Here is a 12,877-nt window from a genome sequence, read left to right on the forward strand (position 1 = left end):
CGCTCGGGTCCCGGTGCGCCGCCACTGCTCGAGTCGGGCGGGTGTTTCTAGGGGGTGACGTGTTCTGTTATGCGGGAGCGGATTTGTCGCTCGAGGTTCTCCTGGCCGGGGAGGGCCTGAAGGGTTTCGGTGAGTTCGGATTGCGGGATGACTACGATGCCGTCCTGATCGCCGATGACGACGTCTCCGGGGTTGCAGACAACGTTTCCACAGGCGATCGGCTTGCCGACGTAGCCTGGCCCGTTCTTGGAGGGCCCGGCGGGTACAACGGCGCGGGCGAAGACGGCGATGCCCATGTCGTTCATTTCCTGGACGTCCCTGACGGCGCCGTCGATGATCACTCCGCCGACGCCTTTGTGCAGGCAGATCTCGGCGAGGATTCCGCCGAAGATGGACCGGTTGGTGACGCCGTTACCGGAGATGACCAGCACGTCGCCGGGTTTTGCCTCGTCCAGGCCGCGGTGGATGGCGAGGTTGTCGCCTTCCCAGGTCTGGATGGGCAGCACCGTGCCGGCGAGGCGGGTTGCGGGGGTGAGGCAGCGGATGTCGGAGGACATCATGTCCATGCGTTTGCGCACGTCTCCGATCAATGCTGGGGGGTAGGCGGCGAGTGACTGAACGATGTCCCGGGAGGGTCGCGGCCATTCGGGGTAGACGGCGATGTTGTCTGCCGGGGCGTTGATATACACGTGGTTCCTTGATCGGGTTAGACGGCGAGCTTTTGCAGGCCGTCGGAGTTGACGGGAAATGATGGTGCGTTGCCAGCCAGGACCGCCTTGACCTCGAGCCAGGATTTCGTTCCGGCTTCGAGGAACGCTTCCTGGGTTTGACCGGCAATGTGCGGGGTGAGGATGAGGTTCGGTACTTTGCTCAGAGGAACGCGGGTGTGAGCCAGCGGGTCCTTCATGTCGATGCTTTCGGCTTCGAGCACATCGAGTGCTGCTCCGGCGATCTGCCCTTCGGTGAGAGCAGCCACGAGGGCGTCCTCGTCGATCAGCCCGCCTCGTGAGGTGTTGATGAGCACTGCCGTGTTTTTCATCATGCCCAGCTCGCGGGCGCCGATCATGTGCCGGGTGCCCGGCAGCAGCGGCGCGTGCACGGTGATGATGTCCGCCCCGTCGTAAAGGGTGTCCAGTTCGACAAGGTCGGCCCCTGATGCTGAGGCATCGGCGCTGGTTGCGACGGGGTCGGAGGCAAGTATTCGCATCCCAAATCCCTTGGCGATTGCGGCGACGCGTTTGCCGATGGCGCCGAAACCGATGATGCCGATAGTGCGCCCTGACAGTTCAAACCCGATCAGGTCGGCTTTGCTTTCAGACCAGTTACCGACCCGGACACGGTCCGCGGCGGTGCATACCTTCCTGGCTTCGGTGAGCAGGAGCGCGAAGACGTGCTCCGCGACAGCGTTGCTGTTGGCCCCCGGTGTGGTGGTCACCCAGACCCTGCGTTCAGTTGCTGCGTCGATGTCCACATTGTTCGTGCCGACGCCGTGGCGGGCGATGATCTTAAGCCGGGGTGAGGCTTCGATGACCTCGCGGGTGAAGTTTTCGGCCCGGAGGATCACGCCATCGACAGTTTCACTGACGCTGAGATAGTCGACTTTGTTCGGTCCATACCCGAGATGGACGTCGGCGCCGGCTTGGATGTCGGTGAGGATATCCGGGTGGATGGGGTCGGAGATGTAGATGGTGGTCAAGGGGGCGGCCTAACGGTAGAGGTGTTCTGAGGTGGCGTCGTTCTTTTTGACCAGGAGTCCTACGACGAGGAGTCCGAGGAGCCCGGCGGCAACCAGTACGAAGGCGGGGACGAAGGTGTTGCCGGTTTGGTCGATGAGCCAGGTGGCGAAGTAGGGGCCTGCTCCGCCGCCGATGACAGCTCCGACGCTGTGGCCGAAGGCGACGCCGGTGTGGCGGATGCGGGTGGGGTAGAACTCGAGCATGGAGCCGTAGGTCCCGGCCTGGCAGAGGGCGTAGGGGATGATGCCGAGTCCGAGGCCGAGCAGTGCCAGGGCGAAGGAATGCTGGTTCATCAGGGCGAAGGATGGAATTGAGATGACGGCGTAGGCGATGTAGGACCAGAGGAGGACCTTGCGGCCGCCGATGCGGTCGCCTAGTTGTCCGGCGAAGGGGATCAGTACTGCGGCGAATATCACGGCGAGCAGAACGATGGTTGCTGCTTCGCTCTTTTTGAAGCCCAGGACTTCACTGAAGTAGACGGCGACGAAGACGGTGCCGATGTAGGTACCGAGGTTCTGGACGAGGGAAATGGTCGTTACCTTGGCCAAAGCCTTCGGGTACTTGGTCAGGACTTCACGGAAGGGCTTTTCGGCCGTCGTGTCCTTGTCCTTGATGGCGGTGAATTCGGGGCTGTCTTCAATTTTCAGGCGCATGATGAGGCAAATGATGCCCAGGGGCAGGGCGAGCAGGAACGGGATGCGCCATCCCCAGTCAGTCATCACGGCTGCCGGCATGGTCGCTGCCGCCAGCGCTGCGAGGCCCGCGGCAAGGCCCTTACCGAATTGGGCAATGCCCGGAATCATCGAAACGTAGAGGGAGCGCTTGCTCGGTTCGGCCCACTCACGGATGTATGCTGCGGCGCCGCCGATTTCACCGCCCGTGGAGAATCCCTGCAGCATGCGAAGGATCACCAGGAGGATGGGGGCCAGGACCCCGATCTGTGCGAAGCCGGGCAGGATGCCGGTCAGCGTAGCTGCAGCGCCCATGCAGGTGATGCTGGCGATCAGGCTATAGCGGCGTCCCCTTTTGTCACCCAGGCGGCCGAAGAAGACGGCGCCCAGTGGGCGGACGACGAACGCTGAGCCGAACACCAGCAACGTGTCCAGAAGCGACATGAGCGGATCCTTGCTGGGGAAGAACACGGTCGCCAGGGTCGCAGCGACGTAGCCGTAGACGCTGAAGTCGTAGTACTCGATGAAGGTGCCGAAGGCGGCGACGCCGGTTGCCTTCTTCGCTTTCTTACGCCGGGCAAGGTCCGGAGCAGCCAATGTGGGGATGGTCATTCGAAGACCTCTCTGTCTACGATAATTTAGAAAAATGGGACGATGTCTCATTTGAGCGCTGATTAAAGAATGCATGTGCTCCACGCCACTGTCAAGCGGCCTTCTTCCCTATCCGCGGAATCCGGGTGCAGACTGCTGCGCGTGAAATACTGCCTTTATGGAGGAACGGGACCCGCAGGGAGCGCAGCGGGACGGCTCAAAAGAACTCGTCGCCGTCCTCGAGGCCGTCATCGGCCGAAGCGGGTACGGCTGGGGCGTCCGGGAGCTCGCCGAGGAACTGCGCGCCAGCAGGAGTACGATCAACCGCATCCTGAGCCGTCTGGTGGACGAACGTTTTGTCTCCCGCGATGCCGCCGGCGCTTACATTCTTGGGCCGCGCCTGAAGGTCCTATCGCAAGCACTTCAGAAGGGCCATCCCCTGTTCACGGAAGGTTCCCGCATCCTTTCCCGCTTGAGCCAGGCATCAGGAGCGACCGCCTTGATGGCAGTCGAAACCGGGAAACCGGAAGAGTGCTTCGTGCTGGCAACGATCGAACCTGACGCGCCGGTCCGGTACACACTCACCCCAGGCTCCATCGTCCCCACCCATGCCGGCGCTTTGGGCCTGGCTGTCCTGTCCCGCCGGGGAACGGCCGGGCTGCCGCCTGAACTGAAGACATATACCGAAGCTTCGATGGACAGCCGGGGCCGGATCGAAAAGGCGCTGGAGAGCTACGCCTCCGTGGGCGCGGTGGTCAGCATCGGGCAGCATATACCGGACGCTGCAGGCATCGCGGTCCCATTCACCGTTAGTGATCACCTCATCGGCTCACTCTCCCTGTCCAGGCCCCGCAACGAGTTCGAGGAATCCTCGATCGCCCCTGGCGCCGAAACGCTGCGCGAAGCCGCGAAAGAACTGGAGGGCATAGTCCGCTCCATCCAGGCGTCAGCACAAACCCCAGAGTTGCCCCCGGCAGAATCGTCCGCTCTCCTAGACCGGATCGTCGCGATTATCACGACGTTTTGCGGCCAGCCGCTGGCCGAACTGACACTGCCTAACCTTTCAACTCTGTGGGGGACACGATCAGTAGCCACACGGCGTCTGGCCGAATCGGCTTCCGACGTAGGGCTGATGACAAAGTCCAATGAACGCACCTGGACGATTGGTCCCACACTGCTGCGCTGGTCCGCAACCATCGGCACGAACCACGAATTGTCCGAAATCGTTGACGAGGACCTCCAGTCCCTCAGCGAACAGACCGGCGAAACCATCAGTCTCGCCCTCTATGACGCCGACGGAGGAAGCGCTCACATTGCAAGGTCCCATGTGGGCGCCCGCAATGTACGATACGTTTTGGATGAGGGATCCGAAATACCGCTCACAGCCGGAGCAGCAGGCAAGGCCATCCTCGCCTACCTGCCACGAACCGCTGCCGCACCCACCAGCAGTGAAGCCAATATCCCGGCAGAAGAGCTGGAACACATACGCGTCCAGGGATGGGCCGCCACCGACAGCGAAAGAGTCCCCGACGCACACGGAATAGCAGCCCCGTTTTTCACAAACGGCACAGTCAGGGGGTCAGTTACCGCCACCATCCCCAACCACCGCATCGCCGGCACCCCGGCCGAAGAGCTCGTCGCCGCCGTCGTCCAAACAGCACACCGGCTTACCCGATTGCTCTCCACCGACCCCCAAGCCCCACCAACGGACAAAGAAACCAAACCCACGAAACCCCAGGAAACCCGAGTAGCGGTGACCATCACCGGATAACGGCGCCACCCAAGCGCACATGAGCCGCCGAACCTTCGTTCGCGCCTTTCGCACTTCGACAGGGACAACCAGTCGACCTGGATACGCAGCCGACGGCTGGACGCGGCACGGGGGCTGCTGGAAACTACTGATTTATCGATTGACCAGGTTGCAGTCAGATGCGGCTTCGCCAGCGCTGTAACCCAAAGGCAAAACTTCTCAACAGGATTCTCCGCGACGCCCACAGAGTATAGTCGCTTCTTCGACACATAGGTCGGGAGAGGACCCACTTGAGTTCCCCTGGGCTACAAGCGAGGACCCGTGAGCGCCTGTTCCAAGCTTCGCTTCCACTTATTTTAGGATGCCGATAACAGAGGTTCTGTCAGCCTGGTGGGCCGGGGAATTGGCATTCTTGACGCTTCCAAATGAGCGTGTGTGAGGCTGTCTGCGGAGGAGTTCTAGATGGCTCTGGCCTGACGAAGGTACTGGTAGACCGTTTCGCGGCTGAGGCCGTACTCGTGGGCGAGGACGGCTTTGGGAACACCATTTTCCGCACGGTGCACGAGCTCGGCTGCCCGTTCGGCGATCAAGGTCTTCTTCCGCCCTTGTAGGCTCCGCGCTGCTTCACAAGGGCAATTTCCTCACGCTGTCGTTCCCTGATCAGGGAACTTTCGAACTCTGCGAAAGCATCCATAACTGACAGCATCAGGTTCGCCATGGGGGTCCTCGCCGGTGAAGACCAGGCTCTCCTTTACGAACTCAACGCGGACACCTTTGCGGGTGAGGTCTTGGACGAGAGCACGGAGGTCATCAAGGTTTCTGGCCCGCGGTCCATGCTGTGCACCACCACGGTGTCACCGTCACAGGCGAAGCGAAGCATCTCGGCGAGCTGCGGTTTAGAGGTGTCCCTGCCGGAGGCCTTATCCGTGAAGAGCGGGTCAAGAACCTGGCCGTCGAGCTGGCGCTTCTCGTTCCGCTCCAGCGTGCTTACCGGTACGTACCCGATCCGCTGTCCGCGCACCGTAACCTTCAACCCGAGTGCCTGTGAGGGTGAGTTCTAGTCTTTGTTTGCGTAGGCCATGCGGTTGAGAAGTTAGCTCGGCGCAGTGGATGAGACTGTGCTTTGGCTGGGCGGAAAACGCCCAACTTGTTCACGTCCGGGGCCCGCCGTCAAAGCCAGCGGGTGAAGATTAGGGAGCCCTCCACAACCTGATCGCCGCTAGGTGCCTTCATTCGTGAGAACCTCCCGATGAATGATCCATAGATGTCTTTTCAGGTCATGCTGGTGTTCTGCAACTGAATCTTGTGTGCATTTGGCCCGGATCGTCTTTCTTGGACCACACCACAAATGACGTCTTCGTGGACTTCAACGCTGTACTTGTCTGGGAAGACTTGGGTAACGAGAATGCCCTGCCGACGTTCTAGGGCTGCTGGAATCAGCCGTTGTACTGCTTGATCCAAGAGCAGACCTAGGTTTTCTGGATTATCGACAAAAATGTCCAAATGGAATTCGGCTTGGGTTGAGGGCTGGGGCATTAGTGACCTTTCGAAAACTGAAGCCAGAATGACTTGAGACCTATGGGTCTGGGCTCATCGGTATGAGGAGTGTCTGCGCGTTGAGATGCCAGAAAAGTCATCGTTCGGTCCGGTTCCTGCTTGGGGTTCACCCCAGGGTGTCCTGCTGGACACCCTGGGCGAAATGTATATACGGGCGGGGACATCCTGGTCCGAACATCCATAGGCGAAGACAACACCAGGGTGTAGTTCCCGGGCGTCCCACCGTTTTTGATTGAGGGGCCAGCTCAAAATTTGAAGACATGCTAACTTGTTTCCTCGCGCCCTAGAGCCGGCGGCTGGTTCGGGTGCAGCCTCTTCTGTGGCTTTTGGCGTCGATGCAGTTAAGATCTGGAACCAAGACTGCGCGCAACCAGTGGCGCGAGGCTGCGGGCTTGGACGGTCCCGATATCCGGGGACACCCACTGTAAGAGGAGAAAAAGCTAGAGAGTCTGTGGAACCTGCTCGATTCCTTCCATTTCGGCGGATGTAGCCTCCCAGGACCGGTCTTCAGGCGCAGGTTCCGGCATGGAATTCCCGGTAGGGGTGCGAGTTGCTTGCTCGTCCGGTGAGGTTTCGATGACCGGGCGACGGACGGTCTTGTTGAGGACAAGTTGGGTGGCGTCCGCTCGTGAGTAGTGACCGGCCGGGTCTGCGATGGCCTTGGACAAGGAGATTGTTCCAAGGTCGATGTCTGCGTAGACGATCCCTTCGTGGTCTGTGGGAAGAGATTCGTGGAGTTGTTTGCCGTCAGGGCCGAAGATACGGCTGTATCCGCCGCCGGTCTTAAGGAGCGCTTTTTGCAGGTCGGTTTCGCACATCTCGTCCTGCATCTCCTGGGAAACAATGGCTGTGGGAGCCAGGACGTAGCAGGAGCCTTCCAGCGCATACACCCGGGAGGCTGAGACATTAGCTTCGCCGCTGAGCGCATATGCCCCGCCTTCGTAGATGGAGAAGCTGGGCCAGGCGGCGAAATGGAGTTGTTCATTTTGCGCATACATGGCGTATTTGGAGAGCGGTTGCAGGTGCTCCCAGCAGCACAAGCCACCCACCCTGCCCAGGTTCGTGTCCCAGACGGAAAGGTCGCTACCGTCCCCTTCGCCATAGATGGTACGTTCCACATGCGTGGGCTTGAGCTTGCGGCGCTGCGCGATCGTTTTTCCGTCGTTGCCGATGATCCACTGGGCGATGTAGAGGCTACTGCCACTTCGTTCGCTCAGGCCCATGCCGACCATGATGTTGTTGTCTTTAGCGGCCTTGGCCAGGCGTTCGGCCTGGGGAGTGCCGTACTCAAGGGAGTTGTCGAAGTAGCGCTGGCCGAATTTCGCCAGCCAGACTGCGGGCGCGTCCAGCCAAGCGTACCAAGGGTAGCCCGGAAGCCAGGTCTCGGGGAAAGCAATCACCTCCGCACCATTGCTGGAGGCCTCCTCGATGAGGGCGACTGCCTTGTCGATGGTGGCGTCAAGATTGAGGAAAACGGGTGCGGCCTGGATGGCCGCTGCCTTGAACTTGGGATGGTCCATTGAAAGCTCCTACTTTTGTGACCTCAGTCACCGCGGCTTGGATACATTCAACGTTAGGCAGGTGGTGCAAACCTGTCTTGCCTCTGCATCGCAAGGACTTTGACCGAATGTGTCAGCTTTTCTCGCGAACCCCGATGGCCACCTGCGGAGTAGGGAGAGGTTATCTTGGGGGCCGGTGCAGCGACGACGGGGGATGCCCAAATTGGCGCCGGAAAGCCCTGCTGAAGTGTGCCGAGTCCGAGAATCCCCACGAATGGGACAGCTCGGCCAATGTTCCTTTATGGCTGCCCGCGGCCAGTTCCTTGCGGACTCCTTCCAGGCGCTGCTGCCAGACCCAGCCCATGACGGTTTGCCCTTGGAGGGCGAATGCCCGGTGGATGCTGCTCGGCGAGAGGTGAAGCTGCTGCGCGATCGCTGCGATGTTCAGGGAGTCGTCTCTCAAGTTGTCCAAAATGTAGCGTTGAATGAGATCTTTCCTGGACTGACTGTCACTGTCAGGCAGCCTGCTGGTGAGACCGCCCAGTCCGGCTACGATCAAATGCTCCAGTCCATGGGAAACAGCCAAGGCCGCGGACGGAGTAAGGAACTCGATGTCGTTCGCCAGCATCATCACTGTCTTGACAAGAATTTGAGCAGCCCCGGGATCGGCCCCGACTGCCAGCGCCGTTAGCCCCTCCGCATTGGGAAGATGTGCCTCAAGCCCCCGCCGCGGCAACCGTAGCACCAGCTGTTCAAAGTGGTCTGTCAGCTGAAGGGAATATGGCCGCGTCGTGTCGTACAAGGCGAAAGCTCCGTTTTCAATGACAGCCGATCGTCCTGCCTGGCTCACTGTGCAGGAGCCCTCCGTTTGCACGCCCACGAGGTAGAAGTCCTCGCCGGATGAACCGATGCTGGTCGGAGTGCGGTGGACGGACTGCGCTGTGGCGCGAACACGGGCAAGGTCCAGAGAGCCCAGCGACTGGACGGAAAGTTCCCCTTGGATATCTTCATGGCCGGCGCCAGCCCTGCATTCGAGGCTGACGAAAGCCTCTGAGACGCTTTCAGTCCAGAACGCAACCCTGCTCCTCACCGGAACAGATGAAGTGCGAACAACTGTTGCCATTATCCGTTTCCTTCTCGACTCAGCCATTATCGCGAGCCCGACGAAGAGGCTGCATGAGCTTTTGAATCTGAACTGCCGTCCTAGGAGATCGTACTTTCCCTAAGCTCATTCAGCTCAGGAAAAAGACTGCTTGCACCTGCCAAGCCGGTCGTACGACCAGCGGGTTCTCCGCATTCCTGAACAAACACGTGACATTCGAGACGCTTCACCCGGAGGACTTTGGCCAGCTCCTGATCTCAGCCTTGGGTGAAGCGGCAGCTGTTCGCGTGGTGGAGTCCTGTAAGTACCACCGGGGCTTGATTGACGAACTTATTCCCGCAAGAACGATCGGCTCACGGGCTTCTCAGTCTGAACCCCAGAAGTGCTGAGCAGTGGTTGTGTGACCTGATCGTCTAGTGGTTCCCTTCACAGGTCTGGCGTCGGGATGTGCGCGCCCATCCCGGCGTGCAGGACAACAAGTCCCGGCAAGGCGTCGCTGACCGTACTCACGTCAGAGGGAAGAGCTGGTCTGCCGTCATGCGGTAGCTCTGGGCGCCATCGAGTTCTTTGAGGTCAACGCACACGGTGAAACCTTCTGCTTTCTCGAACATCCGGCGGGGGTGTGCCCCGTGGGATGCCATCCAAAAGGCGGAGCCATCGGGCATAACCTGTTCGACCAAGCCCGTTCTTACGACCGTTCCGTTCTGACGGACTTCGACGAGGGCGCCGGCGAGCAATTCCCAAAGGGGGTAATCCTGCGTTTTCATGCAGTCTCTTGTCTTCCTGTTAAGTGGGTAGGACTGTGGCCGCCACCGGATAAGGTGGCGGCCACAGGCCTTCCTTAGGTAGCCGCGGCCGCCTTCACCCGGTCCCGATTCTGCCGTTCAACGTCTTCCTGATGCGGTACTCGATGGAGCATCTCCACGGCTTCCGACTGCGGAATGACGACGACGACGTCGTGGTCGCCTGTAACCGTGTCACCCGGGTTGCCGACCAAATTTCCGCAAGCAACTGGCTTACCTACCGCTCCTGAGCCTCGCAGTCACCGGCGCAGACACCGGCTAGTTCCGAAGGAAATCGAGCAATGATCAACTAGTTTTACGGAGTTGCTCGATGTGGTCGAGGCGGTCGAAATGCGCCCGCTTCTCAATGATCTTGCCCTCGTTGATGCGGAAGAAATTGCACATAGACATGCGAAGGCTGGCCCCGGCGGGAGGAATTCCGTAAATCTCCATGCTCTGGTTGCCTTCAAATACTATGTATGCCACGACGCGGTCTTCCTCCGCCGTCGTCTCTATCGCCATTCGGTAGCCTTCAAAAGCGTCAAGATTCTTTTTCTCCGCTGCCACGAAGCCTTCGATGCCCTGATGGGGAGTGTCCACCTGGTTATAGAAGACAAAGTCCTCATGGCACATCTGGGCGGCCGCATCGTAGTCTTCACGTTTCAATGCATCATAAAAGTCGAGAACGAGGTTTTTGTTTTCTTCCAGAGTCATTCGTTTGCCCCTTCTTGGTTTGTGGGAGTTGGAGTTCGGCTACTTAACCCTGGCCTTTTGTCCTGGCTCAAGGACAACGATCCGGTGCCCGAGGCCTTCTTCATCAAACATCTGCTTCAACTCTGCGGATGTCTGCGAGAAGTGCTCCCAAGAGTCGGCATGGACGGGGACAATGGTAGCGTCACTGAGAATCCCAGCTGCCTGTAGCGCGTCTTCGTTGCTGAGCGTCAGGTAGACCCCGCCCAGTTCCTCGAAGCGTGCGCCGCCGACGAAAAGGACTGCGACATCAATCGGGCCGCACTTGCGTCCGATCTCCTCAACGAGTTCGAGCCATGAATTGTCCCCGCTCACATAAATAGTGGGGATACCTTCACCTGAGAGGACCCACCCCGTTACCGGGCCGGCAATCTGCCACACGCCGTCGGGGCCGTGAAGGGCCGGAACGCCAGTTACAGTAAGGTTCTTGCCATCCGTCATGGGCACTTCCACGGACTCGTAGGGTTCCAGGCTCGCTACATTGTCGCCAAATTTTGCAGCGGCTTCTGGCGTGGTCAGCCCTTTATCCGCTGCTGCCAGGAACGCACGTCCAGAATGGTCCAAGTTGTCCTCGTGCTCGTGGGAGGCGAGGACCAAGTGGACGGGTCCCAGTTCCTCCGGAGTGAATGCGGGCCCGGCGGTTTTCACCATCGTAACGGGAGAGCCTTCTGGTCGATAAGACTGCGGCTCGTCGAATGTCGGGTCGATGACGATGCGGAAACCGTTGATATCGAGAACTGCAGTGGGGCCCCCGACTAGCGTAATTTCAAGAGACAACTTTTTCTCCTTCAGGTATGGGTGCTGGGATGACTAGAGGCACCAGTGAACCAAACGCTGATAACGAGCCTCCCATTCGGATCCCCGTCAAGACACCTCAGGGTGGGAGGGCGGCATCGTCAGGCTGTTTTGGCTGAGCTGTTTCGCGCAACGCCTGGTGCCCTTGAAGTCAGCTTCATAATGGCAGATACCCATGGGGTATGCAAGATACCCGGGGGGTACATTTGGAATGTAGAAAAGTTCCAGGAGGAAAACATGCAGCTAGACCCCGCGGAAATGCACCCCGTCCTGAACCGCCTCAAGCGAGCCCGAGGCCAACTGGATGCTGTTATCAAGTCCATCGAAAGCGGTCAAGAGTGCCGGGTTGCTGTACACAACCTGGCAACTGTCTCCCGCGCACTCGATCGTGCCGGGTTCGCCATTATCTCAAAAGCACTTCAGTACCACTTGCAGGACGCAGAACATCCCGCTACGGAAGACGACCTCAAGGAACTCGAGAAGCTGTTTCTTTCGCTGGCCTGAGAGCAATACCAGGTTGGCCGGCGCTTGGATTTCTGCGAGGTTTACGAGGCTGAGTGCAGTCATCCGCACTATCCGTGGCCCGGGTTGAAGTGTCCGCCGCTACGGGGGTATCGGTGTCCCGGACTTGGCTTGAGTGCGAGACCTCCCAGAACATGCTGCCAAGTGAACTTCAGAAATTTGTTCGCGTATCCACGCTCTCAGCCGTAGAAGTCCACTTCGACACCGATGCTGGGGGGGTACGTGAAAGCTCAGAATCAATGAACTTCATGATTGAGGTCCGAAACGAGATTCTTAGTATCGCGACCGCTGCCGGCATGCCGATTGAAGGGGCCCGGTGGCGGAAATGTTCGAGGCCGTCCGGACAGTGGACGGTAACTATCTCACTTCGCTCATGCATGACGTGAGGCGCGGCAACGGGGCTGAAGCCAATACGCAAGTCTCCGACGTTACGAACTCGGCCGACGAAACGGCCTCGAAGTGGCCGCCTACGGCAAAGTCTAAGGCAAGCTCGGCTACAAGGTCGCACCACCGGACAAAGCACATGCCGCAGCCCTCAGCCACGCCTGACCCCATCCCTCATCCTGATTGCAGGAACCAGAAAAGGAGATTCACATGGGTATCGAAAAGAACAAGGAAATCGTCCACCGCTTCTATCAGGCACTCGAAGAAGGGAATTACGAAGCGGTAGCTGACATGTGCCACGAAGAATTTGTCTTCTATAACCAGATCGATACCGCCCGTCCGGGCGCCGCTGGATTCATTGCTGCCGAGAAGAAGCACCTCGACGCGTTTAGGGGCTTCCGCATGCGGGTAAAAACCGTAGCGGAAGGTGACCAGGTCGCGGCTTATGTCGAATTTGAAGGTGACCAGAGCCGTGAGTTTTATGGTGTTCCGCCCCGAGGTGCCCATCTTAGAATGTCGATGTTCAACCTCTTTACCATCGCCGACGGAAAAGTGATCGAGAAGCGGGCTCACTATGACCGCCTCGACCACATCGAGCAGCTTAGTGTCGGCTCCGACCGACTGGGATATTGGGGATAACAAGCCCCTGTAACGCCGGTACACCGAGCCTCTTCCGGCATCGGGCCGACGTAAAGTTCAATTGTCCCAATGAATCGAAGCGCCTGTCAGCGCTTAGAC

The 12,877-nt window shown here is 59.4% G+C and carries 14 protein-coding genes and 1 pseudogene; 4 read left to right on the top strand and 11 right to left on the bottom strand.

What is annotated here, in order from left to right:
- Positions 1 to 47 precede the first annotated feature (47 nt).
- The 3 genes from R5O87_RS23495 to R5O87_RS23505 are packed head-to-tail and all read right to left on the bottom strand — an operon-like array spanning position 48 to position 3,019.
- Positions 48 to 689 (bottom strand): RraA family protein, encoded by a 642-nt coding sequence (locus tag R5O87_RS23495; RefSeq protein WP_410554593.1) that lies wholly within the window; start codon positions 687 to 689, stop codon positions 48 to 50.
- Between the two features lie 17 nt (positions 690 to 706).
- Positions 707 to 1,696 carry a hydroxyacid dehydrogenase gene (locus R5O87_RS23500; protein WP_410554594.1) on the bottom strand — a complete coding sequence of 330 codons (990 nt, stop codon included), beginning with the start codon at positions 1,694 to 1,696 and terminating at the stop codon, positions 707 to 709.
- A gap of 9 nt (positions 1,697 to 1,705) precedes the next feature.
- Positions 1,706 to 3,019 (bottom strand): MFS transporter, encoded by a 1,314-nt coding sequence (locus tag R5O87_RS23505; protein ID WP_410554595.1) that lies wholly within the window; start codon positions 3,017 to 3,019, stop codon positions 1,706 to 1,708.
- Between the two features lie 157 nt (positions 3,020 to 3,176).
- Here R5O87_RS23505 and R5O87_RS23510 point away from each other — a divergent pair, with 157 nt between their 5' ends.
- Both R5O87_RS23510 and R5O87_RS23515 read left to right on the top strand, forming a co-directional pair.
- The gene (locus R5O87_RS23510; RefSeq protein WP_410554596.1) at positions 3,177 to 4,769 is read left to right on the top strand and encodes an IclR family transcriptional regulator; all 1,593 of its coding nucleotides are present in this window, start codon (positions 3,177 to 3,179) and stop codon (positions 4,767 to 4,769) included.
- Between the two features lie 117 nt (positions 4,770 to 4,886).
- A complete protein-coding gene (locus R5O87_RS23515; RefSeq protein ID WP_410554759.1) occupies positions 4,887 to 5,021 on the top strand; it encodes a hypothetical protein in 135 nt (44 codons plus the stop codon).
- Between the two features lie 185 nt (positions 5,022 to 5,206).
- Here the strand turns inward: R5O87_RS23515 and R5O87_RS23520 are convergent, their stop codons facing one another.
- From R5O87_RS23520 to R5O87_RS23555, 8 genes and pseudogenes are all read right to left on the bottom strand, one after another.
- Positions 5,207 to 5,338: a helix-turn-helix domain-containing protein gene (locus R5O87_RS23520; RefSeq protein WP_410554597.1), complete on the bottom strand. Its 132-nt coding sequence runs from the start codon at positions 5,336 to 5,338 to the stop codon at positions 5,207 to 5,209.
- Positions 5,335 to 5,769: pseudogene (locus R5O87_RS23525) on the bottom strand (recombinase family protein). The gene R5O87_RS23520 and the pseudogene R5O87_RS23525 overlap by 4 nt, the downstream one beginning before the upstream one ends.
- A 251-nt stretch (positions 5,770 to 6,020) precedes the next feature.
- Positions 6,021 to 6,284 (bottom strand): hypothetical protein, encoded by a 264-nt coding sequence (locus R5O87_RS23530; protein WP_410554599.1) that lies wholly within the window; start codon positions 6,282 to 6,284, stop codon positions 6,021 to 6,023.
- A gap of 461 nt (positions 6,285 to 6,745) precedes the next feature.
- Positions 6,746 to 7,825 (bottom strand): carbon-nitrogen hydrolase family protein, encoded by a 1,080-nt coding sequence (locus R5O87_RS23535; RefSeq protein ID WP_410554600.1) that lies wholly within the window; start codon positions 7,823 to 7,825, stop codon positions 6,746 to 6,748.
- Between the two features lie 160 nt (positions 7,826 to 7,985).
- Positions 7,986 to 8,927 carry an AraC-like ligand-binding domain-containing protein gene (locus R5O87_RS23540; RefSeq protein ID WP_410554601.1) on the bottom strand — a complete coding sequence of 314 codons (942 nt, stop codon included), beginning with the start codon at positions 8,925 to 8,927 and terminating at the stop codon, positions 7,986 to 7,988.
- Between the two features lie 485 nt (positions 8,928 to 9,412).
- A complete protein-coding gene (locus R5O87_RS23545; protein ID WP_410554602.1) occupies positions 9,413 to 9,673 on the bottom strand; it encodes a hypothetical protein in 261 nt (86 codons plus the stop codon).
- 321 nt (positions 9,674 to 9,994) lie between these two features.
- The gene (locus tag R5O87_RS23550; RefSeq protein WP_410554603.1) at positions 9,995 to 10,402 is read right to left on the bottom strand and encodes an ester cyclase; all 408 of its coding nucleotides are present in this window, start codon (positions 10,400 to 10,402) and stop codon (positions 9,995 to 9,997) included.
- Between the two features lie 39 nt (positions 10,403 to 10,441).
- Positions 10,442 to 11,215, bottom strand: coding sequence for an MBL fold metallo-hydrolase (locus tag R5O87_RS23555; protein WP_410554604.1), 774 nt, complete (start codon positions 11,213 to 11,215; stop codon positions 10,442 to 10,444).
- 255 nt (positions 11,216 to 11,470) lie between these two features.
- Here R5O87_RS23555 and R5O87_RS23560 point away from each other — a divergent pair, with 255 nt between their 5' ends.
- Together R5O87_RS23560 and R5O87_RS23565 are read left to right on the top strand one after the other, a co-directional pair.
- Positions 11,471 to 11,737: a metal-sensitive transcriptional regulator gene (locus R5O87_RS23560; RefSeq protein WP_410554605.1), complete on the top strand. Its 267-nt coding sequence runs from the start codon at positions 11,471 to 11,473 to the stop codon at positions 11,735 to 11,737.
- Positions 11,738 to 12,349: 612 nt separating this feature from the next.
- Positions 12,350 to 12,778 carry an ester cyclase gene (locus R5O87_RS23565; protein WP_410554606.1) on the top strand — a complete coding sequence of 143 codons (429 nt, stop codon included), beginning with the start codon at positions 12,350 to 12,352 and terminating at the stop codon, positions 12,776 to 12,778.
- Positions 12,779 to 12,877 lie beyond the last annotated feature (99 nt).

Source organism: Arthrobacter globiformis (assembly GCF_046536215.2).
GTDB classification, from domain to species: domain Bacteria; phylum Actinomycetota; class Actinomycetes; order Actinomycetales; family Micrococcaceae; genus Arthrobacter; species Arthrobacter globiformis_E.